The sequence below is a fragment of the Streptomyces sp. SID12488 genome (genome assembly GCF_010548275.1).
Classification (GTDB): Bacteria; Actinomycetota; Actinomycetes; order Streptomycetales; family Streptomycetaceae; genus Streptomyces.
In genome coordinates, this window is the sequence record NZ_JAAGLT010000006.1 from 338653 (window position 1) to 361920 (window position 23268).

General features: G+C 72.4%; 25 protein-coding genes. 13 read left to right on the plus strand and 12 right to left on the minus strand.

Annotated features, from left to right (window positions below; translation table 11 throughout):
* Positions 1–20: 20 nt before the first annotated feature.
* A complete protein-coding gene (locus tag G3I56_RS13245) occupies positions 21–1373 on the minus strand; it encodes a hypothetical protein (RefSeq protein WP_164409118.1) in 1353 nt (450 codons plus the stop codon).
* Positions 1374–1486: 113 nt separating this feature from the next.
* Here G3I56_RS13245 and G3I56_RS13250 point away from each other — a divergent pair, with 113 nt between their 5' ends.
* The gene (locus G3I56_RS13250; RefSeq protein ID WP_164409119.1) at positions 1487–2719 is read left to right on the plus strand and encodes a molybdopterin-dependent oxidoreductase; all 1233 of its coding nucleotides are present in this window, start codon (positions 1487–1489) and stop codon (positions 2717–2719) included.
* 367 nt (positions 2720–3086) lie between these two features.
* On the opposite strand, the gene G3I56_RS13255 is transcribed toward G3I56_RS13250, so the two are convergent.
* From G3I56_RS13255 to G3I56_RS44700, 5 genes are all read right to left on the minus strand, one after another.
* The gene (locus tag G3I56_RS13255; protein WP_164409120.1) at positions 3087–3920 is read right to left on the minus strand and encodes a class I SAM-dependent methyltransferase; all 834 of its coding nucleotides are present in this window, start codon (positions 3918–3920) and stop codon (positions 3087–3089) included.
* Positions 3917–4534 (minus strand): DUF2064 domain-containing protein, encoded by a 618-nt coding sequence (locus tag G3I56_RS13260; RefSeq protein WP_164409121.1) that lies wholly within the window; start codon positions 4532–4534, stop codon positions 3917–3919. Before G3I56_RS13260 ends, G3I56_RS13255 begins: the two co-directional genes overlap by 4 nt.
* The gene (locus tag G3I56_RS13265) at positions 4531–5301 is read right to left on the minus strand and encodes a glycosyltransferase family 2 protein (RefSeq protein ID WP_164409175.1); all 771 of its coding nucleotides are present in this window, start codon (positions 5299–5301) and stop codon (positions 4531–4533) included. The genes G3I56_RS13260 and G3I56_RS13265 overlap by 4 nt, the downstream gene beginning before the upstream one ends.
* A gap of 103 nt (positions 5302–5404) precedes the next feature.
* On the minus strand, positions 5405–6400 hold the full coding sequence (locus G3I56_RS13270) for an NAD-dependent epimerase/dehydratase family protein (RefSeq protein ID WP_164409122.1): 996 nt from the start codon (positions 6398–6400) through the stop codon (positions 5405–5407).
* A gap of 10 nt (positions 6401–6410) precedes the next feature.
* Positions 6411–6893: an SDR family NAD(P)-dependent oxidoreductase gene (locus G3I56_RS44700; RefSeq protein ID WP_343239934.1), complete on the minus strand. Its 483-nt coding sequence runs from the start codon at positions 6891–6893 to the stop codon at positions 6411–6413.
* A gap of 25 nt (positions 6894–6918) precedes the next feature.
* Here G3I56_RS44700 and dhaK point away from each other — a divergent pair, with 25 nt between their 5' ends.
* From dhaK to G3I56_RS13290, 3 genes are all read left to right on the plus strand, one after another.
* Positions 6919–7911: a dihydroxyacetone kinase subunit DhaK gene (dhaK, locus tag G3I56_RS13280; protein ID WP_164409124.1), complete on the plus strand. Its 993-nt coding sequence runs from the start codon at positions 6919–6921 to the stop codon at positions 7909–7911.
* A 95-nt stretch (positions 7912–8006) separates the two neighbouring features.
* A complete protein-coding gene (gene dhaL, locus G3I56_RS13285; RefSeq protein ID WP_164409125.1) occupies positions 8007–8606 on the plus strand; it encodes a dihydroxyacetone kinase subunit DhaL in 600 nt (199 codons plus the stop codon).
* Positions 8599–9036 carry a PTS fructose transporter subunit IIA gene (locus G3I56_RS13290; protein WP_343239935.1) on the plus strand — a complete coding sequence of 146 codons (438 nt, stop codon included), beginning with the start codon at positions 8599–8601 and terminating at the stop codon, positions 9034–9036. The genes dhaL and G3I56_RS13290 overlap by 8 nt, the downstream gene beginning before the upstream one ends.
* Before the next feature lie 73 nt (positions 9037–9109).
* Here G3I56_RS13290 and G3I56_RS13295 read toward each other — a convergent pair whose 3' ends face one another.
* The gene (locus tag G3I56_RS13295; RefSeq protein ID WP_164409126.1) at positions 9110–9853 is read right to left on the minus strand and encodes a glycoside hydrolase family 75 protein; all 744 of its coding nucleotides are present in this window, start codon (positions 9851–9853) and stop codon (positions 9110–9112) included.
* 567 nt (positions 9854–10420) lie between these two features.
* Here G3I56_RS13295 and G3I56_RS13300 point away from each other — a divergent pair.
* Complete coding sequence (locus G3I56_RS13300; protein ID WP_164409127.1) at positions 10421–10954, plus strand: hypothetical protein; 534 nt, start codon at positions 10421–10423, stop codon at positions 10952–10954.
* Between the two features lie 74 nt (positions 10955–11028).
* Here the strand turns inward: G3I56_RS13300 and G3I56_RS13305 are convergent, their stop codons facing one another.
* From G3I56_RS13305 to G3I56_RS13315, 3 genes are all read right to left on the minus strand, one after another.
* Complete coding sequence (locus G3I56_RS13305) at positions 11029–11859, minus strand: putative protein N(5)-glutamine methyltransferase (RefSeq protein WP_164409128.1); 831 nt, start codon at positions 11857–11859, stop codon at positions 11029–11031.
* A 219-nt stretch (positions 11860–12078) separates the two neighbouring features.
* Positions 12079–12795, minus strand: coding sequence for a GNAT family N-acetyltransferase (locus tag G3I56_RS13310; protein ID WP_164409129.1), 717 nt, complete (start codon positions 12793–12795; stop codon positions 12079–12081).
* Positions 12792–13736, minus strand: coding sequence for an NADP-dependent oxidoreductase (locus G3I56_RS13315; protein ID WP_164409130.1), 945 nt, complete (start codon positions 13734–13736; stop codon positions 12792–12794). The genes G3I56_RS13310 and G3I56_RS13315 overlap by 4 nt, the downstream gene beginning before the upstream one ends.
* A 229-nt stretch (positions 13737–13965) precedes the next feature.
* On the opposite strand from G3I56_RS13315, the gene G3I56_RS13320 reads away from it, so the two are divergent.
* The 3 genes from G3I56_RS13320 (at position 13966) to G3I56_RS13330 (ending at position 16085) form a co-directional block, all read left to right on the plus strand.
* Positions 13966–14571 carry a sulfite oxidase-like oxidoreductase gene (locus tag G3I56_RS13320; protein ID WP_164409131.1) on the plus strand — a complete coding sequence of 202 codons (606 nt, stop codon included), beginning with the start codon at positions 13966–13968 and terminating at the stop codon, positions 14569–14571.
* A complete protein-coding gene (locus G3I56_RS13325) occupies positions 14564–15349 on the plus strand; it encodes a ferredoxin reductase (protein WP_164409132.1) in 786 nt (261 codons plus the stop codon). The genes G3I56_RS13320 and G3I56_RS13325 overlap by 8 nt, the downstream gene beginning before the upstream one ends.
* A 139-nt stretch (positions 15350–15488) precedes the next feature.
* Positions 15489–16085, plus strand: a complete 597-nt coding sequence (locus G3I56_RS13330) for a hypothetical protein (protein ID WP_343239936.1) — start codon at positions 15489–15491, stop codon at positions 16083–16085.
* A gap of 16 nt (positions 16086–16101) precedes the next feature.
* On the opposite strand, the gene G3I56_RS13335 is transcribed toward G3I56_RS13330, so the two are convergent.
* Positions 16102–17460, minus strand: a complete 1359-nt coding sequence (locus G3I56_RS13335; protein ID WP_164409133.1) for an 8-oxoguanine deaminase — start codon at positions 17458–17460, stop codon at positions 16102–16104.
* Between the two features lie 135 nt (positions 17461–17595).
* Between G3I56_RS13335 and G3I56_RS13340 the strand changes: the two genes are divergently transcribed.
* The 3 genes from G3I56_RS13340 to G3I56_RS13350 all read left to right on the plus strand — a co-directional run bounded on the left by G3I56_RS13340 (position 17596) and on the right by G3I56_RS13350 (position 20843).
* Positions 17596–18564, plus strand: coding sequence for an acetylxylan esterase (locus G3I56_RS13340; RefSeq protein WP_164409134.1), 969 nt, complete (start codon positions 17596–17598; stop codon positions 18562–18564).
* 121 nt (positions 18565–18685) lie between these two features.
* The gene (locus G3I56_RS13345) at positions 18686–19852 is read left to right on the plus strand and encodes a serine hydrolase domain-containing protein (protein WP_164409135.1); all 1167 of its coding nucleotides are present in this window, start codon (positions 18686–18688) and stop codon (positions 19850–19852) included.
* 169 nt (positions 19853–20021) lie between these two features.
* Entirely contained in the window at positions 20022–20843 is an 822-nt protein-coding gene (locus G3I56_RS13350) for an alpha/beta hydrolase (RefSeq protein WP_164409136.1), read from the plus strand.
* Here the strand turns inward: G3I56_RS13350 and G3I56_RS13355 are convergent.
* Positions 20833–21612 (minus strand): class I SAM-dependent methyltransferase, encoded by a 780-nt coding sequence (locus G3I56_RS13355; protein WP_164409137.1) that lies wholly within the window; start codon positions 21610–21612, stop codon positions 20833–20835. The genes G3I56_RS13350 and G3I56_RS13355 overlap by 11 nt on opposite strands.
* A gap of 76 nt (positions 21613–21688) precedes the next feature.
* Here G3I56_RS13355 and G3I56_RS13360 point away from each other — a divergent pair, with 76 nt between their 5' ends.
* The gene (locus G3I56_RS13360) at positions 21689–22090 is read left to right on the plus strand and encodes a nuclear transport factor 2 family protein (RefSeq protein WP_164409138.1); all 402 of its coding nucleotides are present in this window, start codon (positions 21689–21691) and stop codon (positions 22088–22090) included.
* A gap of 43 nt (positions 22091–22133) precedes the next feature.
* Entirely contained in the window at positions 22134–22964 is an 831-nt protein-coding gene (locus G3I56_RS13365) for a class I SAM-dependent methyltransferase (protein WP_164409139.1), read from the plus strand.
* The last annotated feature ends 304 nt before the right edge of the window (positions 22965–23268 follow it).

Genomic DNA, 23268 nt, shown 5'->3' on the forward strand with positions numbered 1-23268 from the left:
GGGAGCCCTGTCGTCCGTCGTCACCACCCCGTCAGCAGCAGGTGGTTGAGGAGCAGGGCGAGAGCGGCCTGTGCGGTGAGCCAGGCGCGGGGCCGGGTCAGGAACGCGCAGGCCGGGAGCAGCCACAGGGCGAACGGCAGCCAGATGCGCTCTGTCTCCGCCTTGCTCATGCCCGAGAGGTCGGCGGTGAGCAGGGCGAGCAGGGCGGCGAACACAAGCAGGGCGAGCCGGGGCTCGGGGGCGTCGGCGATCGTGCGCAGGCGACCGCGGAGGCCCTGGCGGACCGGAGCCGCGCCGGCCCGCCGCAGGCCCGCGACCGTCGCCGGACCCACCAGCAGGACCGTGCACGCGAGGTTCGCCCACACCCAGTAGCCGTACGGGCGGATACCGCCGGCCCCTTGGTAGTAGCGGGTGACCAGCAGGTGGTACGCCTCCCACCAGTTGAAGCCCGCGAACGTGAACGCGGCCGGGACGACGACGAATCCGGCGAGGACGTAGGGCAGGGGGCGCAGGCGTCGGGAGCCCAGCAGCAGGGCGCCGCCGGCGATCACCGCGAACAGTGTCAGCCCGTACGAGAGATACATGGTGAGGCCGAAGAGGAGCCCGGAGGCGAGACCTGTCGACCGGGGCCGGTGTCCCGTGACGGCGAGGGCGAGGAACGCGACGGCCCAGGCGGCGACCGCCGCGAAGTACCCGTCCGCGGAGGTGCCCATCCACACTGCGGCCGGGGCCAGGACCAGGAAGGGCGCGGCACGGCGGGCGAGCGACTCACCAGCCAGGACTCGTACGGTAACGAGGACCGCCACCGCCGCTGTCGCCCCGACGGTGATGCACCAGACGCCGGCCCAGGCCCCGCCGCCCAGTCCGATCCGGTCGAGGAGGACGAAGGTGAGGGTGGCCGCGGGGGGATGTCCGGCGATGTGCGCGGGCCAGGCGTCGGGTGAGTGGTACAGGATGTGGTTGGTGAAATCCCGCAGGGCGGCGGGAATGTCGTGGAATCGGTTGACGGGGTCGATGACCTGGAGGTACTCGTACTTGGTTGTCAGCCGCCGGGCGATGCCGCGCTGCCATCCGTCGACCAGGGCGAGCGAGAACGTCCACGCCGTGGCGGTGCCGCAAGCGGTGACCAGCAGCGCGCGCCAGGGCAGCCGGGCGGCGAGGAGCGGCCCGTACGCCACGACGGTGACGGCGACGACGATCGCGGCGGGGGTGCCGGGACCGACGTGCGGCTCCCAGTGGCCGTACAGGGGCGGCCAGCTGACATGAAGGGTGCCGTGACGGTGCTCGATGGCGGTGCCGATCACAGCGGCCGTCGTGACGAGCAGCGCTGCGGCCAGGGCCGCGAACAGGTCGCGGAGATGATCGCGGTTCACACCGGCACGCTAGGCCGGGGAGGGCCGGACAGGGCTCCGGCGAGCCAGGACGTCAGCGTTTCGTCATGAGTCGCGGGCCCTGCACCCCGCCCGTCCCGGCCTACGGTCGGACCATGCCCGACCAACTCCTCCCCACCTCCCCCGGTTTCTGGCGCAGTCCGCTGCGCGGCCCCTGGTTCACGTCCGTGCTCGGCATCGTGCTGCTCGCCGGGATCACGGTGCTCTTCGTGACGGGCCTGGTGTCGTACGCCGCCTACAACCCGGGTCTGTCGCCAGTGAACGACAAGACCCCGGACAAGGGCCTGCTGGGCTTCTACCTCTTCGCCTGGCCGACCGACCCGCCCTGGCTCTACCGGCTCACCCAAGGCGTCCACGTCACCCTCGGCATCGCGCTGATCCCCGTACTGCTGGCGAAACTGTGGTCGGTCCTGCCCCGGCTGTTCACCCTCCCGCCCGTGCGGTCGCTCGCACACGCGCTGGAGCGGATCTCGCTGCTCCTGCTGGTCGGGGGCGCGCTGTTCGAGTTCACCACAGGCATGCTGAACGTCCAGCTGGACTACCTCTTCCCCGGGTCCTTCTATCCGTTGCACTTCTACGGGGCCTGGGTGTTCTTCGCCGCGTTCGTGGCGCATGCGGTGCTGCGGGTGCCGGCGGCGCTGCGCAATCTGCGCCACCTGCGCGACGAGGAGAGCGAACTCGTCTCCCCGACCCCGGCCCCGCCCACCTTCTCCCGTCGCGGCGCCCTCGGATTCGTCGGCGGCGGTTCCCTGCTCCTGCTGGTCACGACGGCGGGCCGGAGCTTCGACGGGCCACTGCGGGAAACGGCTCTGCTCGCGCCGCACGGTGGCCCCGAGCCGGGTTCGGGCCCCGGCGGCTTCCAGATCAACAAGACGGCCGCGTCACGTGGGATCAGCACGACGGAGACGAGTGACGAGGCATGGCGCCTGGTCATCGAGGGGCCCGGACGGACGGTCCGGCTGAGCCGACCAGAACTGTTGCAACTCCCTTTGCACAGCGCCGCGTTGCCCATCGCCTGCGTGGAGGGCTGGTCGACGTCCGACCAGTCGTGGCGGGGCGTACGCCTACGGGATCTGGCGGCGCTCGTCGGCTACGAGAGCGACGCGCCGCCCGACGTACTGGTCGAATCGCTCCAGCGGCACGGGGCGTTCCGCCGGGCCGCCCTGCGCGACAACCAGGTGCGCGACCCGCGTGCCCTGCTGGCCCTCTTCGTCAACGGCGCGCCCCTGACCCCGGACCACGGCTACCCGGCGCGGATCATCGTCCCCGCGGCGCCCGGGGTGCTCAACACCAAGTGGGTGGCACGGATGACGTTCGGAGACCTGTGATGCGACGACCTGTGATGCGACGGCTTCCGGCACGCCCGTACCTGGGGAGCCGGTACGTGGGGAGTCCATACGTGGGGAGCCCCTTCCAACTCCTGCTTCTCGCCTGTTCGTTCGCGCTGGCCGGGTATGCGGGTGTGCGGCTGTTCGCGGACGACTGGTTCTCGGTCGCGCTGTGGTTCGTGGGCGCGGCGCTGGTGCACGACCTGGTGCTGGTGCCCCTGTACGCAGGCGCGGACCGGATCGTCACCCGGGCGCTGGGCGGGCTCGGCCGCCGGGAGTGGACTGCCTTCGTGCGGGTCCCGGCGGCGTTCTCCGGCCTTCTGCTGCTGATCTGGTTTCCGCTGATCAGCGGGCAGGTGGCGGACCGCTACCGATCCGCCACCACCCTGTCGGGCGACGGGTTCCTGGCCCGCTGGCTGCTGATCACGGCGGTGCTGTTCGGCGGCTCGGCGGTGGCCCTCGTGCTGCGGTCGGCGCGGTTGCGCAGGACGACGAAGGACCGGCCGCCGGTCGTCCACTGACCCGCCGGGCTCCAGCCGGCGTGCGTCGCGAGCCGGAGCAGCGCCGGGGTGCCGAGGCGGGCCCAGGGGAAGGGCGGGCCGGCGGACCCGTGAGCGTCGGCGGGGAGGCGGACGACGTGGACGGTGACGCGTTCGTCGACCTCACTGTCGGGGACGGTCTCGGTGATCAGGAGGCCACCCTGACGGAGGAGTTGGGACATCCGCCGCAGGAGGGCGCTCGGGTCGCCGCCGATGCCGATGTTGCCGTCGATGAGAAGGACGGTGTCCCAGCGCCCTTCGGCGGGGAGCGGTTCGAAGACGGAGCGTTGCAGCGCCTGGCCGCCGAGCCGCACGGTGCGGGCTACGGCTGCTTCGCTGACGTCGATGCCGAGCGCGGGCAGGCCCCGGGACGCGAGTTCGGCGACCAGCCGCCCAGGCCCGCATCCCACATCGAGCACGGCCCCTTCACAGTGCTCCAGGACGTTCATGTCCGCCGCGTCGGCCCCGTCGCACCAGCGTTCCACTTCCAGCGGCAGCAGCCAGCCGTCGGCGCGACGCAGGAAGAGCGGCCCGCCACCGTTGGCCAGGGCCTCGGAGTACGGGTCGGCAGCCCAGGGACGCGGAAGGCCGGGGGACGCGACGGACGTGGATCGGTCCGAGCCGGTCGTCCTCGGCGAGGTGATGTCGTGTGCGGTGCTCATCGACCGGCGACCGCTCCGAGACGCCCGAGCTCAGCGGCGAACCGGCTTCCGGGGGCCGAGGCGGCGACCGCCGTCGCGTCGTGGGCGGTGTCCACGTCCCGTAGGCACGGCAGCACGCGCACGCGCAGGCCCGCCCCGACGAGCCGCTCATACTGCGCGGCACCCGTCGTGGGCGTCGACATCGGCACACCGCGCAACAGCTCGGGGTCGGGGTGGGCGAGACCCAACGCCCAGAATCCGCCGTCCTCGGCCGGGCCGAAATACGCGTCACAGTCGGCGAAGTCCACGGTGAGCAGAGCGGGCGTCACCTGGGGGGTGTCCATGCCGATGAGCAGCGCGGGTCCGTCACAGCCGGCGAAGGCGGCGGCCAGCCGCTCGTCCAGACCTCCCGCGCACTGCGGGACGACGTCGAAGCCGGGCGGCAGCCAGGGCCCCGGAGCGCCGTCGAGCACCAGCACACGACGCCGGGCGGGGGTGGCCGCCACCGTCCAAAGGGTGTCCACGAGCGCCGCCTCGGCGAGCGCCGCCGCTTCCCGGGGCGTGAACGGCGGGGTGAGCCGGGTCTTGACCCGGCCTGGCCTCGGTTCCTTGGCGATGACGAGAAGTGTGGTCACTGAGCGGTTCCTCCAGGGAGTACGGAGAGCGAGCCGGCGGCGGTACCGTCCCGGGGCGCCGGTGGTTCGGACAGGACCCGGCCCATGTCCCGTACCGCCTGCCAGGTGCCACGCCAGGTGCCGGTGACCTTGGAGGCACCGGTGCGCGGCAGGTACGGCACGTCGTGCTCGACGACGCGCCAGCCGGAGTCGGCGGCGCGGACGACCATCTGCAGCGGGTAACCGCTGCGGCGGTCCGTGAGCGCGAGGTCGAGCAGTTGTTCGCGGCGGGCGGCGCGGAGCGGGCCGAGGTCGTGCAGGCGCAGCCCGGTGCGACGACGCAGCATCCGTGCGAGCACGAGGTTGCCCATCCGGGCATGCGCGGGCCAGGCGCCTCGGCCCTGCGGCCTGCGCCGCCCGAGCACGAGGTCGGCCTCACCCTCGCTCACCTCGCGCACGAAGGGTTCGAGCAGGGACGGATCGAGTGAGGCGTCGCAGTCGCAGAAGCACACGATGTCCGCGGTGGCCGCGGTCAGCCCGGCGTGGCAGGCGGCGCCGAAGCCACGTCGGGGCTCGTGCACGACGGTCGCGCCGAGGGCACGGGCCACCTCCGGCGAGCCGTCCGTGGATCCGTTGTCCACCACCAGCGCGCGCCAGGTGGGCGGGATGCGGGCGAGCACCCAGGGCAGGGCCTCGACCTCGTTCAGGCAGGGGAGGACAACGTCGACAGGCGCCGCGGCCGTCACCGCTTCCGGCTCTGCTGCTGATGCTGATTCAGGAGGGGTCATCACGACTTTCACCCTACGAAGACAAAAGGCAGATAGCGGACTCGCGCTCCTTACGAAACGCGGACGTCGGTTCGGGAGCGGGGCGCGCGAGGCGAGACGGGCACTACTCCCCACGCAGCTTTGCCCTCGCGAATTCCCGCATGCCCTCCGCGAACGCGACCTCGGCCTTCCAGTCCAGCTCGGCCCGCAGGCGGGACGAGTCAGCCGTGATGTGGCGCACGTCCCCCAGCCGGTACTCCCCGGTCACCACGGGCTCGGGCCCGCCGTACGCGGAGGCCAGCGCCTGTGCCATCTCCCCCACCGTGTGGGGCTCCCCGCTGCCGGTGTTGTACGCGACCAGCGCCCCGGCCCGGGCCTCGGCCTCCAGCGCCGCCACGTTGGCCGCGGCCACGTCACGCACATGCACGAAGTCCCGCCGCTGCCCGCCGTCCTCGAAGACGCGCGGAGCCTCGCCCCGGGCGAGCGCGGACCGGAAGAAGGACGCGACCCCGGCGTACGGGGTGTCGCGGGGCATGCCCGGCCCGTACACGTTGTGGTAGCGCAGCGAAACCGCGGTGCCGCCGGTCGACCGGGCCCACGCCGCCGCCAGATGCTCCTGGGTCAGCTTGGTCGTCGCGTACACGTTGCGGGGATCGACCGGAGCGTCCTCGCCGACCGTTCCCGGTGTCAGGCCTTCCTCGCACCGCGGGCACCGTGGCTCGAACCGCCCCGCGTCCAGATCGGTCACGGTCCGGGGTCCGGGTCGTACGGCTCCGTGCCGCTCACAGGTGTACGAGCCCTCGCCGTACACGACCATCGACCCGGCCAGCACGAGGTGCCGCACCCCCGCGCCGGCCATGGCGGAGAGCAGCACGGCTGTACCGAGGTCGTTGTGCGACACGTACTCGGCCGCGTCACCGAAGTCCTTCCCGAGTCCCACCATCGCGGCCTGATGGCAGACGGCGTCCACACCCGGCAGTACGGCGGTGACCGCCTCGGCGTCGCGCACGTCCGGGCCGTCACGCAGGTCGAACACGACCGCCTCGTGCCCCCGCGCGGTCAGCGCCTCGACGACATGACTCCCGATGAACCCGGCTCCGCCGGTGACCAGTACTCGCATGACCGGAACGCTAGGAGCAGGGACGCACCGCACGGCAGCCCCACGCCCATGTCGTCACAGCTCCGTAAGACCTCGGCCGATACGGCACCCCCGGTATCGCGCCCCGGGACACCCCGGTCCGGACGCTCGCCTCAGGCCCGTTTCCTCGCCCTGCCGACCGCCCTGGCCCTGCGGTCGAACTCCCGGTTGAGCAGCGGCAGCAGCAGCACGCCACCGAACCGTGCCAGCGCTCGCGTGCCCGTGCCCTTGCGATCAGTGATATCCGGGCGCCCCGCTCCGCGAGGAGCCGGGCCGTGGCCAGCCCGATGCCGCTCGACCCGCCGGTCACGATCACATGGCCGAACCGACGTGCGGGGCGCGCACTTGTCAGGGTCATGGTCGGGAGAGTATCGACCGCCCACCACACCCCCGACGCGCGCGTGACCTTCGCTGCCCCAAGGTCGATACTTCCGTGAGTAGTGCACCAGATGTCACACGTCCTACGGGCGCCCATCTGCCAGTCTCACCAGGAGGTACCCATGAAGATGTTGATCAACGTTCCGGAGACCGTGGTCGCGGACGCGCTGCGGGGCATGGCAGCCGCCCATCCCGAGCTGACCGTCGACGTGGAGAACCGGGTGATCGTACGGCGGGACGCGCCCGTTGCCGGGAAAGTGGCCCTCGTCTCCGGTGGCGGGTCCGGGCACGAGCCGCTGCACGGCGGGTTCGTGGGGCCGGGGATGCTGTCGGCAGCCTGCCCGGGTGAGGTGTTCACGTCTCCCGTCCCCGACCAGATGGTGCGGGCCGCAGCTGCCGTGGACAGCGGGGCGGGCGTCCTGTTCGTGGTGAAGAACTACACCGGCGACGTCCTCAACTTCGACATGGCGGCCGAACTCGCCGAGGACGAGGGCATCCAGGTCGCGAAGGTCCTCGTCAACGACGACGTCGCCGTCACCGACAGCCTCTACACGGCCGGCCGGCGCGGTACGGGCGGCACCCTGTTCGTGGAGAAGATCGCCGGTGCCGCAGCGGAGGAGGGGCGCCCGTTGGAGCAGGTGCGCTCCATCGCCCAGCAGGTCAACGACAGTTCCCGCAGCTTCGGCGTCGCACTCGGCGCCTGCACCACCCCGGCGAAGGGCAGCCCCACCTTCGATCTGCCGCCGGGCGAGCTGGAGCTGGGCGTCGGTATCCACGGCGAACCGGGCCGGGAGCGGCGGCGGATGATGACCTCGGGCGAGATCGCCGACTTCGCCGTGGAAGCCGTGCTGGAGGATCTGAACCCGCGCAATCCCGTGCTGGTCCTGGTCAACGGGATGGGCGCGACGCCGCTGCTGGAGCTGTACGGGTTCAACGCCGAGGTGCAGCGGGTGCTGACCGCGCGCGGGGTCGCCGTGGCCCGCACGCTCGTCGGCAACTACGTGACCTCGCTCGACATGGCCGGCGCCTCGGTGACCCTGTGCGAGATCGACGAGGAACTGCTGCGGCTGTGGGACGCGCCGGTGCGTACGGCGGGTCTGCGCTGGGGCATGTGAACCCCGCCGGACACGCGGGGCGGTCATCGCCCGGGCGGGCGGACCGCCCGCCGGGAGAGACAGCTGCCAACGTACCTACCACGCAAGGAGATCCAGTGCTCGACGCCGACTTCTTCCGCCGCTGGATGACGGCGACGGCCGAGTCCGTCGGCCGCGAGGCCGAGCGGCTCACCGATCTGGACTCGCCGATCGGCGACGCCGACCACGGCAGCAATCTGCGACGCGGCTTCGACGCCGTGGCCGACGTCGTGGCGGAGAAGGTGCCGGACACTCCCGGCGCAGTCCTCGTTCTCGCCGGAAGCCGGCTCATCTCAACGGTCGGCGGAGCCTCGGGCCCCCTTTACGGCACGTTGCTGCGCCGCACGGGCAAGGCGCTCGGCGAGGCGCCCGAGGTGAGCGCGGAGCAGTTCACGGACGCGCTGCGCGTCGGGGTGGACGCGGTGATGGCGCTGGGCGGGGCGACACCCGGCGACAAGACGATGATCGACGCTCTCGTGCCCGCCGTGGACGCCCTCACCGAGTCGTTCGCCGCCGCACGCACGGCCGCCGAACAGGGCGCGGTCGCGACCACTCCCCTGCAGGCCCGGAAGGGCAGAGCGAGTTATCTCGGCGAACGCAGCATCGGTCACCAGGACCCGGGGGCCACCTCGGCGGCCCTGCTGATCGCGACGCTCGCGGAGACCGCCGGTGAGTGACGGAACCGGCCTGAGCGGCGAACAGGGCGAGCAACTGGTCGGGGTCGTGCTGGTGTCGCACAGCGCTGCGGTGGCCGCCTCGGTGGCTGACCTGGCCCGGGGGCTCATGGGCGGCGGGGCGACCGTTCCCGTAGCCGCGGCGGGCGGCACCGAGTCCGGCGGGCTGGGCACGAGCGCCGAACTGATCACCGCGGCGGCCCGTTCCGTGGACCGGGGTGCCGGGGTCGCCGTCCTGACGGACCTGGGCAGCGCGGTCCTCACGGTGAAGGCGCTCCTGGCGGAGGGCGACGAACTCCCGGACGGCACCCGCCTGGTGGACGCCCCCTTCGTCGAGGGTGCGGTGGCCGCCGTCGTCACGGCGTCGACGGGAGCCGACCTCGCGGCGGTCGAGGCGGCGGCATCGGAGGCGTACACGTACCGCAAGGTGTGAGCGAGCGCGGGGAGGGAGCGGCAGGGAGCGGTTCACGGACCGGCCCGCCGCCCCTTCCCCGGAACGGGTCGGCTCAGTCGCCGGCCACGGTCCCGTCGCCCTCGGAGCTCTCAGCGGCCTCAGTGCCCTCGACGGTCGGGCCGACGAACTGCCTTGCCAGCCGCTCCCCCGTCTCCACCGCCGCCGCGTGGTTCTCGATCGGCGACACCCTGGAGTTCTTGAAGACGATGTACGTGACGCCGGAGGCCGTTCCGCCGCCGTGCGGGTCGGGGTTGATGCCCAGCGCCGCGGCGGTGGCGTACGACGCCTCGCCGATGATGTCCTGCGGGCCGGTGTCGCCGACGACCGCGTACTGCACGCGGTCCTTGTAGATGACAGCGGCGACCGAGCCGCCCCGGATGCCGTGGTCGCGGTAGTTCCAGATACCGCTGGCCATCGGGACGACGATGAACGGCAGGCGTTCGGGGTCCAGATAGCGGCCGTCGGACTGCTGGAAGGCGGTGGTGTCGGCGAAGTACGGGTCGGTGCGCCCGTTGCACCGCGGACCGGGCCGGCCGTCGCAGTCGATGTCCATGTCGGCCTTCCAGAAGACGGCGTCCTCGGTGCCGCAGACGGGGATGTCCGCGCGGGCTCCGGCGTCGCTCCGGTAGTGACCGTTGGACACGGGAGCGCAGTCACGCACCTTGGCCAGCAGGTCGGAGGCCCGGACGCCACCCTCGTACCGCACCGGCTCGTTCGAGTGGACGGCGGCGGGCAGCGTGGTCGGGGCGAGCAGGGCCGCGCCGGCCACGGCGAGCGTCAGCGTCTGGACACGCACGATAGGGGCCTCTCCTGGGGGATCTGACGGACACTCGGTCCAATCTGGTACCGGTCCGATCAGGCGGCCACCGTTAGGGGGCCGTACGGTGCACGCCCCGAACTGCCGACGGGGTCCGGGCGCCTGAGCCCGTGTCGGCTCCGGCGCCCGCCCGCCCCGGCACCGCCCTGCGGTTCCGCACCCCTCTTGATGCACACACCCCGCCGGGTCCATATTGGTCCGGACCAATACCGTGCAGGAGGGTCGGAGGGGGAAGCAGCTGTGCGACGCGTCACCCGGTACGTCACGTCCGTCTGCGGTGTACTGCTGCTCACCGTCTCCTGAGCGCACGGCGGTGACAGCGCCGTAGGGCGTAGGGCGACGCCCGTTCACGCGGAGCGGGCCCCGATCACCTTGACAGCCCATCCGCGGTCCGCCGTACGAACGAACCTGTCACCTGCCCGGTGGCCGCCCGGGTGCGGGCCGGGACCGGAGCACGTTGGCTGACCCCGAGGTGGCACGGGCGATCCCCGACCCTCGGCGGCGCATGGGACGTACCGCCAACCGTGCCGCCGAAGGGCAGTCGACATGCGAACCGTTCCCCTCCTCCTCCGATCCGGCCCGACCGTGGCAGCCGCCGTGCTCACGCTCGCCCTGACCACCCCGACGGCTTCGGCTGCCGGGATCTCCGTGAGCACCAGCGGATCCACGGTCTCGGTGACCACCAGTGCGTGCCCCACCAGCAGCGGCAGCGGCTACGGCAGTGCCTCGCTCCTCAACAGCAGTCAGCGGTCCTTCGCCGACGGGCGTGTGGTCACGCTCTCGGGGACCAGCACCAGCCAGTCCGCCGTCTGGTCCAACGCCGGCACCGGCACGTACACCGTCACCGTGCGGTGCGCGAACGGCGACACCGCCGGTTCCCAGGCCGTCATCGTCAGCACGGTCTCGACGCCCACCATCTCCGCCACCGCCTCCCCCACCCGGGGTGTCATGGGCGGACTCGGGGGCGCCGCCAAGGACTACGGCACCGTCACCTTCGCGGCGGGCGGCGCGCTGGTCGCGTGCGGGCTCGTGGCGACGGCCTGGGTACTGCGTCGGCGTGCCAAGCCCTACCGGCTCTGAGCCCGGGCCACCCACGGCCGGTGGCCGTCCGCGCGAGCACCCTCGCGCGGACGGCCACCGGCCGTTCTCCGCGCCTAGGGCCTGACTCCGATCACCACGTTCGCGTACAGCTCCTCGGACACCGCGAACCGTGTGACCAGGCCACCGGCCTCGAAGGCCTCGACCGCCGCCGGCGCCTGGCGTTCACTCGTCTCGACCAGGAGGCAGCCGCCGGGGGCGAGCCACTCCAGCGCCCCGGCGGCGACCCGGCGCAGCACGTCGAGGCCGTCGCCGCCGCCGTCCAGGGCGACCAGGGGTTCGTGGTCGCGCGCTTCCGGCGGCAGCAGGCCGACCTCCTCGGTGGGCACGTAGGGCACGTTGGCGGCCAGAACGCCGATCCGGCCGCGCAGGTCGGTGGGCAGGGCGTCGAACAGGTCGCCCTCGTGGGCGTGGCCGCCGTACGCGGCGACATTGCGGTGGGCGCAGCGCACGGCCACGGGGTCGATGTCGGCCGCGTGCAGTTCGACTCCGGTGAGTACGGCGGCCAGCGCGGCGCCGACCGCGCCCGAGCCGCAGCACAGGTCCACGACGACGGACGCGTCCGGGGCCTGAGCGAGGGCCTCGGCGACCAGGAACTCGGTACGCCGGCGCGGCACGAAGACACCGGGCTCGACGGCGATACGCAGCCCGCTGAACTCGGCCCAGCCGAGGACGTGTTCGAGCGGCAGGCCCGAAGCGCGGCGGGCGACCATCGCTGCCGCCTCCGCCGGACCGCGGGCGGCGGAGAGTATCAACCGTGCCTCGTCCTCGGCGAAGACACAGCCTGCCGCGCGCAGGGCGGCGACGACGGAGGCCGGGGAGGAGTCGAACGAAGAGGAACTGGAAGAACCTGAAGAACTGGATGAACTGGAAGATCTGGGGGGCATGAAGCCGAGAGCCTTTCGGAAGCCGAAGGGCGCTCTCGCGGTCGCCTAGCGGAGGCGGTCCGCGCTGCCTTGAGGTGAGAGCACCCGAGCTGACACAGCGGTAATGGGTCTCACCTCCCAGGTGATGTCCGGCCGGGGCGCTCCACGGCCGAACGGCAACAGTACCCGAACAGTTGGGCGCAGGTCCTCTCGACTCCGAGTCCCACTGCCCGACACCTGCTACGGCACCGCCAACTCCCGTTCGTCTCCCAGGCGTTCGGGCACCCGCGCCCCCATGAACGCGGTGGTGCGGCGCAGCCGGAAGCCCAGGGACTCGTACAGTCGGATCGCGTTGGTGTTCTCGGCTGCGGTGTGCAGGAACGGGGTCTCGCCGCGGGTCCGGATGCCATGGGCGACGGCGAGGATCAGCCGGGTCGCGAGGCCCTCGCCACGGGCCGACGGGTCGGTGCAGACCGCGCTGATCTCGGTCCAGCCGGGCGGGTGCAGCCGCTCCCCCGCCATCGCCACGAGCGCCCCGCCCCGGCGGATCCCGAGGTAGGTGCCGAGTTCGATGGTGCGGGGCAGGAACGGGCCGGGTTGGGTCCGGGCGACCAGGTCCAGTATCTCGGGCACGTCGGCCGGGCCCAGCTCCACGGCCTCCGGGTCCGGGGCGGCGGCCAGTCCGTCGTCCACGAACTGCACGCCCTCCGCGTGGAAGGTGATGTCCCAGCCGTCCGGGACCTGCCCCTGGAATCCGAGCAGCGGGACGTCGGACCCGGGACCGGCGAGCGCGGCGATGTCCGCCCAGTCGCGGTCGTCCAGGTCGGCGGGCAGGGCCAGCCAGGGCGTCACGTCGACCGGGTAGCGCACGATCCGGCCCCGCCATTCGGCGAAGTGGGCGTGCGGGCCGGTGAGGGCGGCGAGCGCGGGGTGGTCGAGGGGGTGCGGCGTGCTCATGCGCCGGCCCCGGTCTCCGCCGCCGCGACCACGATGACCGTCTTCCCGCGTGCGTGGCCCTCCTCGACCGTGCGCAGGGCCTCGCCGGCCCGGTCGAGCGGGAAGGTCCGGGTCACGTGCGGGGTCAGGTCGCCGCGTACGACGAGGTCCGCGACCGCCGCGAGGACGGCGGCGTCGCGGGCCCGGACGACCCGGGCGCCGCCGAGCCGCTCCGCGACATCGGCGGGCGCGCCCGCGGTGATCAGCTTCGTGCGGTCGGTCAGCAGGGTCGCCGCCTCGGCGAGCACCTCGCCGCCGACCAGGTCGTAGACGCCGTCGACACCGTCAGGGGCCGCCGCCCGCGCCCTCGCCGCGAAGTCGGGGCCGGACGGGACATGCACCGCGCCCAGCGACTCGACGAAGTCCTTCTTGCCGTCGCTCGCGACCCCGACGACCCGCAGTCCCCGGGTACGGGCGATCTGGAGGACCGCGGCGCCGACTCCGCCGCCCGCGCCGGTGACCACCAGGGTGGCGCCCTCCGGCAGGGCGAGCTGGTCGATGCCGTCGTACGCGGTGGCCGCCGCGACGGGCAGGGCCGCCGCCTCCGTGAAGGACAGCGCGGCGGGCTTGGGTGCGGTCACCGCGACGGGCAGCAGGGCGTACTCGGCGTAGCCGCCGGCGACCGGGTTGCCGAAGACCGCGTCCCCGACGGCGAAGCCGGTGACGTTCTCGCCCACCTCCGCGACCACCCCGGCGACCTCGTTGCCGAAGACGGCGGGCAGCTCGCGCGCCGTGCCGCCCGCGCGGGCGTAGCCGGTGCGCTGTTTCCAGTCGACGGGGTTCACGCCTGCCGCGCGCACCGCCACGAGCAGTTGTCCGGGGCCGGGGTGCGGCCGGTCCACGTCGACGAACGCCTCGGTCTCCGGACCGCCGAACCGTGTGAAGACGTACGCCTTGGGCATCTGCTCCCACTTTCCTTCGCTCGCGCCGGACCGGCCGGCGCCGATCACCACAACCCGCACTCACGGCAAGGCCGATCGCGGGAGTGCTATTCCCGGGGTTGCGAAGACTTGGAGAGAGTTCATGCGCCCGCAATGATCACCGCGGGCCCGGGGTCCGGGGCATGCGCCGCGACCCCGTACGGTGGTAGGCGTACCCACTGACCAGGCCTGACCGTGAGGCGCACACCCCATGAACGTCACCCGAGGCTTCACCGGACGCCCGCGCGTCCACAACGCCGGGTTGCCGCCCGGCCAGTACGACGCGGGCGACGACTGGCCCGTCCTGTCCGCCGAGGTCACCCCCGATCTGACGCCCGCGGACTGGTCGTTCCGGATCGACGGTCTGGTGGCCGAGCCGCGCACCTGGGACTGGGCCGGGGCCCACGCACTGCCCGCGTCGGCGTACGAGGGTGACATCCACTGTGTGACGAGCTGGTCGAAGTTCGGGGTGCGGTTCGGGGGCGTGTCCCTGGACGCTTTTCTCGACGCCGTGCGCCCCGACGCGTCGGCCACCCACGCCGTCGCCTACTCGCACACCGGGTACACCACGAACCTCCCGCTCGCCGACCTGACCGGCGGCCGGGCCTGGATCGCCTGGGAGTACGAGGGGCAGCCGCTGGCCGCCGAGCACGGTGGCCCGGCACGGCTGCTGGTGCCGCACCTGTACTTCTGGAAGAGCGCCAAGTGGATCGCCGGCCTGCGGCTCCTCGACCACGACGAGCCGGGGTTCTGGGAGCAGAACGGCTATCACGCGCGCGGGAACCCGTGGGAGGAGCAGAGGTACTCCGGTGACTAGGACCACCGCCGACACCACGGCGGCCGACACCTTCGTGCCCCCGACCCGGTTCGCCGTCCCCGGCCGCATCGCCGTCAGCAACCGCGAGGCGGCCCGCTGGCAGACGGCGACACTCACCGAGGTCCGGCGGGAGACGCCCCACGCGTCCACCTTCCGGTTCGCGGTGCCCGGCTGGGCGGGTCATCTGCCGGGCCAGCACCTGATGCTGCGGCTGAGGGCCGACGACGGATACACGGCCCAGCGTCACTACTCGATCGCCTCGCCCCCGGACGACGCCGGGCACGTCGAACTGACCCTGGACCATGTCGAGGGCGGCGAGGTCTCCGGCTGGTTCCACACGCTGGCCAAGCCGGGCGACGAGGTCGAGGTGCGCGGTCCGCTCAGCGGCTTCTTCGCCTGGCCGGGCGACCGTGCGGCGCTGCTGATCGGCGCGGGCTCCGGGGTCGTACCGCTGATGTCGATGGTCCGGCACCACCGCGTGCGCGGTCTGACCGTACCGCTGCGGCTGCTGGTGTCGGCACGCGCTCCGGAGGAGCTGATCTACGCGCGGGAGTACGGGGCCGAGACCACGCCCGTCTTCACCCGCCGGGCGCCCGAAGGTGTGCCGGTCGGACGGCTGGCGGCCTCCCAGGTGGCTCCGCTGCTGGCCGCCGAACTGCCGCCGGGCGGATGGGAGGCGTATGTGTGCGGCTCCAACGCGTTCGCCGAGCACGCCTCACGGCTGCTGGTGGCGGCGGGCCAGCCCGTGGACCGGATCCGGATCGAACGCTTCGGCTGAAGACGCGTAAGACCCCCCGCGAACGCTGAGGACACGGCTCGCGGTGGTGCGCCGGGCCCAGGGGGGCGCGGGCGGGTCGTGCACGCCACCCCCCGCGCGCGGCTCCCGTTCTGACGGTGTCGCGCGCGACGATGGGCGGGTGGCGGTCCTCGGGCGAACGCGGGTGTACGGCTGGCGCTGGCGACGCCATCCGCTGCGCCGCCGGTCGGACGTGGTGGAGGCGTGGACGGTGCTCGTCGTCGCCGTGTCGCTGTGCGTCGGCGCACCCCTGGCCGGAGTGGTCACGGCCCGGTGGACGTACGACGAGGCGCGGGCCACAGCCACCGTTCAGCGTGCCGAGCGTCATCGCGTCCACGCGGTGGCCGTCGGCGGAGCCGGGGCAGGAGCACCCTCGGCGTTGGCCGGCAGACAACACCTGTACCGGGTGCGGGTGCTGTGGAGGGAGCCGGGTGCGGGGGCGCGTACGGCGACGGCGCACGTGCCGCCCGGTACCCGGCGCGGTGACACCGTCGACCTGTGGCTCGACGCGCACGGGCGGCCCGTCGCCGCGCCGCCCAGCGCCGTCGCGGTCCGGCAGCACACGGTGGCGATGGGCATCGGTGCCGCGGGTCTGACCACCGGGGTCGTCCTCCTCGCCCGAACCGCCGTACGCCGTACGGTCGTTCAGCGTCGGCTCATGGAGTGGGAGCGGGCATGGGCGCGTACGGAGCCGGAGTGGACGGGACGGCGGGCGTGACGGGCAGGGCTGATCGTCACACCATCTCCTGCATCCGGCGGGCGATCCGGCGGTGGTCGGTGAGCGCATCCCGCAGGCCCGGCAGGACGGGTTCGCCCCGGTCGACCAGGACTCGTCCGGCGACGACCGTCGTCCACGCGCGGGCCGGTCCGCAGCGCAGCCACGCCTCCACGGGGTCGCTGAGCGCACCGGCGAGCGCGACCTCGTGCAGGTCCCACACGACGAGGTCGGCGCATGCGCCGGGCCGCAGATGCCCGATCTCGTCGGCGCGGCCCAGGCAGCGCGCCGAGCCCCGGGTGGCGATGTCGAGGGCGTCGCGCGCGGTCATCGCGCCGGGTCCGCCCCGGTAGCGCCCGAGGAGCAGGGCGCCGCGTGTCTCCATCCAGAGCGAGGCGTGGTCGGTGGAGGCGGAACCGTCGCAGCCGATACCGACGGGCAGGCCCAGTTCGCGCATCTCCTTGACGCGCGCGGTGCCACCGCCGATGAGCATGTTGGAGCTGGGGCAGTGCGCGACGCCGACGCCCGCGGCGGCCAGGCGGCGCAGTTCAGCGTCGTTGGGATAGATGCAGTGGGCGACCCAGGTGCGGTCGCTCATCCAGCCGGCCTCCTCGAAGTACTCGACGGGCCGGCAGCCGTAGGTCTCCAGGCAGTACGTGTCCTCGTCGTGGTCCTCCGCGAGGTGCGTGTGGAGTCGTACGTCGTACCGCTCGGCGAGTTCGGCGGTGGCCGTCATCAGCTCTCTGGTCACCGAGAAGGGCGAGCAGGGCGCGAGCGCGACCCGGACCAGCGCGCCCGGTTCCGGGTCGTGGTGGGCCTTGATGAGCCGCTCGCTGTCGGCGAGAACCTCGTCCTCGGTCTGCGTGACGCTCCTCGGCGGGAGCCCGCCGTCCTCCACGGAACGGGTCATCGAGCCGCGCGTGGCGTGGAAGCGGAAGCCGATGTCGCGGGCGGCCCGGATCTCGGCGTCGACGAGTCCGGGGCGCGGATGGACGTAGAGGTGGTCGGAGGAGGTGGTGCAGCCGCCCATGAGGAGTTCGGCCATACCGACGTACGCGGACACGTACGCCGCTTCCTCGTCGAGTGCCGCCCACAGCGGGTAGAGCGTGGTCAGCCAGTCGAAGAGGGTGCCGTTGACAGCGGGCGCGTAGGAGCGGGTGAGGTTCTGGTAGATGTGGTGGTGCGTGTTGATCAGGCCCGGTGTGACGAGCCGCCCGGCCGCCGACACGGTCCTCCGGGCCTCGGGTTCGGTCCCGGCGGCGCCCACGGCGGTGACGCGCCCGCCGTCGACGGCCACCCACCCGCCGGGAATCTCGCGCGCGCCGTCCACGACGAGCAGTTCGGCGTCCCTGACCAGCAGTTCCACAGCAGTCGACATGGGCGTCATGGTAGAGGTGCGCCCGTTCTCGCGAGGGCCTTGCCCGCGGCTCGGGGCCTGGCGGGTCGCCGACCCTCCCACGTACGGTGTGATCATCCGCAAGCGCTTGCCAGCACCCGACAAAGGCGGTCCGACATGGCCCAGTTCGACCTCCCCCTGGACGAACTCCAGGAGTACCGCAGCGAGTCCGCCGAGCCCGAGGACTTCGACGCCTTCTGGTCCAAGACCCTCCAGGAGACCCGGGAACACGACCTGGACGCCCGTTTCGAGCCAGTGGACACGGGGCTGACCACCGTAGACGTGTACGACGTGACGTTCGCCGGATTCGGCGGTCACCCGGTGAAGGGCTGGCTGCGGCTGCCCGCCGGGGCCTCGGAGCCGCTGCCGGTGGTCGTGGAGTTCATCGGGTACGGCGGTGGGCGCGGTCTGCCGCACGAGAACCTGCTGTGGGCGTCGACCGGCCGCGCCCACTTCGTCATGGACACGCGCGGCCAGGGCAGCGCCTGGGGCGGCGGCGGTGGAACGGCCGACCCGGTGGGCAACGCGCCCTCGTATCCCGGATTCATGACCCGTGGCATCGACGCCCCCGAGAACTACTACTACCGGCGGGTGTACACGGACGCGGTGCGCGCTGTCGAGGCGGCCCGCTCGCATCCGCTGGTCGACCCGGCGCGCACGGTGGCCCTCGGTTCCAGTCAGGGCGGCGGGATCACGCTCGCGGTCGGCGGGCTGGTCCCCGACCTGGTCGCGGTCGCCCCGGACGTGCCGTTCCTCTGCGACTTCCCGCGCGCGGCGACCCTCACCGACCGCCACCCCTACCGCGAGATCGGCAGCTACCTCAAGACCCACCGGGGCCGCACCGCCGACGCACTGAACACGCTCGCCTACTTCGACGGCGTGCACTTCGCGGCACGCGGCCGGGCCCCGGCGCTCTTCTCGACGGCCCTGGAGGACCAGACCTGCCCGCCGTCCACGGTCTTCGCGGTCTTCAACGCCTGGGCGAACGACGACAAGAAGATCGAGGTCTACGACTTCAACGACCACGAGGGCGGCGGGCCGTTCCAGGAGGCGACGAAGCTGAGCTGGCTGCGCTCGTACGCGTGACGGGTCCGTAGGCAGAACTGGTCGTTTCCGACGCCTTCCGCGCGATCCGACCAGTCGGTATGTTCGTCCGTGCCGGGTCACAGCGTCGTGGCCCGGTGTTCCGGCGGACCGCGGAGGGCCCATGTCCGAGCACGTGCCACACGTTCACGGCGACTGCGACGCACGCTTCTCGGCGGTGCGCACGGCGTTCGAGGAGAACTTCCGCGACCGCGGGGAGCTCGGCGCGGCGGTGAGCGTCACGGTCGGCGGCGAGACGGTGGTCGACCTGTGGGCCGGCTGGGCCGACGCCGGGCACACGCGCGCGTGGGAGCGCGACACGCTCGTCAACGTGTGGTCGACGTCGAAGGGCCCGGTGGCGCTGTGCGCTCACATCCTCGCCGACCGGGGGCTGCTCGACCTCGACGCCCCGGTGGCCGCGTACTGGCCCGAGTTCGCGGCGGCCGGCAAGGAGGGCGTGCTGGTACGGCATCTGCTGTCGCACCGGTCGGGCCTGTCCGGCCTGCGGGAGCCGCACTCGCTCGCCGACCTCTACGACTGGGAGCTGACGACCCGCCGGCTCGCGGCGACAGAGCCCTGGTGGGAGCCCGGGACTCGATCCGGGTATCACGCGCTGACGTACGGCTTCCTGGTCGGTGAGGTGGTCCGCCGGGTGTCGGGGCTGCTGCCGGGCGCCTTTCTGGAGCGGGAGGTGACCGGGCCGCTGGGCATCGACTTCACCATCGGGCTGCCGGAGAAGGAGTCCGGGCGGGCTGCCGAGCTGGTGCAGCCGCCGGCCGCCTCGACCAGCGAACAGGCCGCGATCTTCGCCCAGTTGACGCCCACGGCGATCGCCGCGCTGGCCAATCCCCTCGCGGGCCCCGCGGAGGCGAACAGCCCCGAGTGGCGGGCCGCCGAGATACCGGCGGCCAACGGCCACGGCACGGCACGCGCGATCGCCGCGCTGTACGGCGTCTTCGCCGGCCAGGGCTCCTACGGCGGGCAGCGCATCCTCTCCGCCGAGGCGGCCGAGCGGGTGCGCGAGGGACAGGGCAGTTGCCGGGACCTGGTCCTCGGCGCCGGTTTCGGCCACGACACAGAGATCGCGCTCGGGCTGTGGCTGAGCGGCCCGGGCGGCTCGTACGGGCCGAACCCGAGGGCGTACGGCCATGACGGGTTCGGCGGTTCCTGCGGGCTGGCCGACCCGGATGGCGGAGTGTCGATGGGCTATGTGATGAACCGCATGGGTCCCCACATCGCCGACGACCCTCGGAAGATGGCGCTGATCGACGCCCTGCACACCGCACTCTGACGCAGGTAAGGACCGCTAACGGATAGTGAGCCGTACGGGGCGGGTGGCAGGTGCAGTCAGATGACTGATTCCCCGGAGGCCAAGGGCGCATAACGTCGGGGTATGACCGGACAGCGCGCGGTAGATCGCGCGTCTGTCCGATTACGTCCCACCTTTCGAAAGGCACCCCATGACTACGTTCACCACCTCCGACGGCACCGAGATCTTCTTCAAGGACTGGGGCACCGGACAGCCGGTGGTGTTCAGCCACGGCTGGCCGCTGAACGCGGACGCGTGGGAGGGCCAGTCCCGTCTGGTCGCCGAGCACGGCTTCCGGGCCATCGCGCACGACCGGCGCGGGCACGGCCGTTCCGCGCAGCCGTGGCAGGGCAACCACATGGACCAGTACGCGGACGACCTGGCCGAGCTGATCGAGTCGCTCGACCTCGACAACGTTATCCTCGTCGGCCACTCGACCGGTGGCGGCGAGGTGACCCGCTACATCGGCAGGCACGGGACGGCGCGCGTCGCCAAGGTCGTGCTGCTGGGTGCGGTGCCGCCGCTGATGCTGAAGACCGACGCCAACCCCGAGGGCACTCCGATCGAGGCCTTCGACGGTATCCGGGCGGGCGTCGAGGCGGACCGTTCGCAGTTCTACTGGGACCTCAGCGAGGCCTTCTTCGGCTTCAACCGGCCGGACGCGACCCCGTCCGAGGGCATGCGCCGCGCGTTCTGGCTGTGGAGCATGCAGGTCGGGCTCAAGGCGGCCTACGACTGCGTCAAGCAGTTCTCGGAGTCCGACTTCACCGAGGACCTGGGCCGCATCGACGTACCGACGCTGATCGCGCACGGAGCCGACGACCAGATCGTGCCGATCGCCGCGTCGGCGGAGAAGACGGCCCAGCTGGTCAAGGACTCGACGCTGAAGGTCTACCCGGGCGCCCCGCACGGCCTGGTGGGCGACTTCGAGAAGGCGTTCAACGCCGACCTGCTGGAGTTCATCAAGAGCTGACGGACTGTCGCCCGGCGGGTGTCCGCGTCGCCACCACCATCCGGCAGCGCGGACTGCCGTCCGGCCCGCGCCCGAACTCGGGCAGGGCACGGGTCTCCACATCGAAGCCGGCGTGCGTCAACTCCCGCCGTACGTCAGCCAGTCGGAAGGCCCGGTAGTACATGACGAACGGCGGCTTCCACACGGCGTTGCGGACCCTCATCACCGCGTCGAAGCCGAGCAGCGCCCAGTAGGCGCGCGTTCCCGGGCGGGCCGGGGCCACGACGGGGAACGCGAAGCGCCCGCCCGGCCGCAGCACGGAGTGGACCTGCGCGAACAGCCCCGGCAGCTCGCCCGGCAGGAAGTGCCCGAACGCCCCGAAGCTGACGACCAGATCGAAGGCGGGGGTGAAGGCGGACGCGGGGGCGAAGGGCAGGGCCCGGGCGTCGCCACGTACCAGGGCGACGCGCGGTCCGCCGGAGCGCTCGCCCGCCTCCGCCCGCTGCCGGGCCACCTCCAGCATGCCGCCGCTGATGTCGATCCCGGTGACACTCCCCCGGCACACCCCCTCCAGCACCGCCAGACCGGCGCCGGTACCGCAGCACAGGTCGAGGCCGTCGTCGAAGGGCCCCAGGGGGCCGAGCGCCGACGCCACCGCGTCGAGGATCGCGTCCGGCGTACGGAACGGGGTGTGGTCGAACTTCGGTGCGAGCAGGTCGTAGCCGTGCTCGACGGACGACAGCGCCTGGACGGCGAGTTCACGGAGGGTGGGGCCTTCGGGGCTGAACATCGGCCCAGCTTAGGGCGCGTGAGCGGGGCGGCACCTTGGACGCCCGCTCGGGCGGTTCACCCCTTAGGGTGAGCGGATGCGCGCATTTCGTGAGGCAGTGGAGGCCGGGGATCTCGACGCCGTCGAGAAGCTGCTGGCGGAGAACGTCGTGTTCACCAGTCCGGTCGCGTTCAAGCCGTACCCCGGCAAGGCGATCACCGCGGCGATCCTGCGCGGTGTGTCCCGGGTCTTCGAGGACTTCCGGTACGAGCGGGAGATCGGCGCGCCCGACAGCCGTGACCACGCGCTGGTGTTCACCGCGCGGGTCGGCGAGCGCGAGATTCAGGGCTGCGACTTCCTGCACCTCGACGAGGACGGTCTGATCGACGAACTGACGGTCATGGTCCGTCCGCTGTCGGCCGCGCAGGAGCTGTCGGCGGCCATGGGCGCCCAGTTCGAGCGGATCGCGCAAGAGGCGCAGGCCGCCGGGTCCGCCTGAGCGAAGGCGGCCGACAGCGGGCGCCTTTTGGTTGGATGACCTCATGACCACCGACGAGCACGCGCGGATGATGCGGGCCAACGAGGCCAACTGGGACGCCCGTACCCCCGTCCATCTCGCCAGCCGTTTCTACGGTCTGGGCGAGAGCCTCGATCCGTCGCGCTGGTTCGCCTCCTGGGAGTGGGAGGATCTCGGCGAACTGGCCGGCCGCGATGTGCTCCATCTCCAGTGCCACCTCGGCACGGAGACCCTCGCCTTCGCCGAGCGCGGGGCGCGGGCCGTCGGCCTCGACATCTCCGAGGCGTCCGTGACGGCCGCGCGCGGCATCGCGGCGAAGGCGGGCCTCGACGTGACATACGTACGGGCGAACGTGTACGACGCCGTGGAGGCCCTGGAGCAGCGGCGGTTCGACGTCGTGTACACCGGGAAGGGCGCCCTGTGCTATCTGCCCGACCTGGACCGCTGGGCGGAGACGGTCGCTCAACTCCTGCGCCCGGGCGGCCTGTTGTACTTCGTGGAGTTCCATCCGCTGCTCAACTCGCTCGGCCCGAAGCCCGCCCCTGACGACACCGGCGAACTCCTGCTGCGGCACGACTACTTGGGCGCGCCGGGCGTCGCCGTGCACCGCGACGCGACGTTCACGTACACCGACGGGCCGGCCGTGGCGGGGGCCACCGAGAGCTTCGAGTGGATGCACGGAATGGACGAGGCGGTCAACGCGTTGATCGGCGCGGGACTGACCATCCGGCGGTTGCGCGAGAGCGACGAACTGCCCTGGCCGCGCTGGCCCCGGATGGAACGTACGGAGTCGGGCTGGTGGCGGTTGCCCGAGCCGCGCATCCCGCTCCTGTACGGGCTCCTCGCGAGCCGCTGAGTCACGAATCACAGCCTCATCCGCGCGTCGCGTGGTACGGTGCTGTCAGCACTTGTGTACGCCCTGTTTAGGGCGCCGGTGTTGTTCTTCCTCAGTTCGCTGACCCGCCCGTCGGATTCCCGATCGGCGCATCGGCTCTCCCAGTACCACCTCACCAGCTACGACGTAGTTCTGTCGTACCCGAGGTGTCGCTGTCTTCCGCCGCCCGCAGCGCGCCCGGCGCGCTCAGTTCTCGCGGCCCTCCCCTCTCTCTTGCTTCCGCGTGCCTCATGCGGCATGCGTCACCGTCCGTGAAAGGACCCTC

What these genes read in the sequence shown, in the direction of transcription:
- G3I56_RS13250 (WP_164409119.1), top strand. Translation starts at nt 1,487, where the DNA reads ATGCCCGACCAACTCCTCCCCACCTCCCCCGGTTTCTGGCGCAGTCCG.
- G3I56_RS13255 (WP_164409120.1), bottom strand. Translation starts at nt 3,920, where the DNA reads ATGAGCACCGCACACGACATCACCTCGCCGAGGACGACCGGCTCGGAC.
- G3I56_RS13265 (WP_164409175.1), bottom strand. Translation starts at nt 5,301, where the DNA reads ATGACCCCTCCTGAATCAGCATCAGCAGCAGAGCCGGAAGCGGTGACG.
- G3I56_RS13270 (WP_164409122.1), bottom strand. Translation starts at nt 6,400, where the DNA reads ATGCGAGTACTGGTCACCGGCGGAGCCGGGTTCATCGGGAGTCATGTC.
- G3I56_RS44700 (WP_343239934.1), bottom strand. Translation starts at nt 6,893, where the DNA reads ATGGGCGCCCGTAGGACGTGTGACATCTGGTGCACTACTCACGGAAGT.
- dhaK (WP_164409124.1), top strand. Translation starts at nt 6,919, where the DNA reads ATGAAGATGTTGATCAACGTTCCGGAGACCGTGGTCGCGGACGCGCTG.
- G3I56_RS13300 (WP_164409127.1), top strand. Translation starts at nt 10,421, where the DNA reads ATGCGAACCGTTCCCCTCCTCCTCCGATCCGGCCCGACCGTGGCAGCC.
- G3I56_RS13305 (WP_164409128.1), bottom strand. Translation starts at nt 11,859, where the DNA reads ATGCCCCCCAGATCTTCCAGTTCATCCAGTTCTTCAGGTTCTTCCAGT.
- G3I56_RS13310 (WP_164409129.1), bottom strand. Translation starts at nt 12,795, where the DNA reads ATGAGCACGCCGCACCCCCTCGACCACCCCGCGCTCGCCGCCCTCACC.
- G3I56_RS13315 (WP_164409130.1), bottom strand. Translation starts at nt 13,736, where the DNA reads ATGCCCAAGGCGTACGTCTTCACACGGTTCGGCGGTCCGGAGACCGAG.
- G3I56_RS13320 (WP_164409131.1), top strand. Translation starts at nt 13,966, where the DNA reads ATGAACGTCACCCGAGGCTTCACCGGACGCCCGCGCGTCCACAACGCC.
- G3I56_RS13335 (WP_164409133.1), bottom strand. Translation starts at nt 17,460, where the DNA reads ATGTCGACTGCTGTGGAACTGCTGGTCAGGGACGCCGAACTGCTCGTC.
- G3I56_RS13340 (WP_164409134.1), top strand. Translation starts at nt 17,596, where the DNA reads ATGGCCCAGTTCGACCTCCCCCTGGACGAACTCCAGGAGTACCGCAGC.
- G3I56_RS13345 (WP_164409135.1), top strand. Translation starts at nt 18,686, where the DNA reads ATGTCCGAGCACGTGCCACACGTTCACGGCGACTGCGACGCACGCTTC.
- G3I56_RS13350 (WP_164409136.1), top strand. Translation starts at nt 20,022, where the DNA reads ATGACTACGTTCACCACCTCCGACGGCACCGAGATCTTCTTCAAGGAC.
- G3I56_RS13355 (WP_164409137.1), bottom strand. Translation starts at nt 21,612, where the DNA reads ATGTTCAGCCCCGAAGGCCCCACCCTCCGTGAACTCGCCGTCCAGGCG.
- G3I56_RS13360 (WP_164409138.1), top strand. Translation starts at nt 21,689, where the DNA reads ATGCGCGCATTTCGTGAGGCAGTGGAGGCCGGGGATCTCGACGCCGTC.
- G3I56_RS13365 (WP_164409139.1), top strand. Translation starts at nt 22,134, where the DNA reads ATGACCACCGACGAGCACGCGCGGATGATGCGGGCCAACGAGGCCAAC.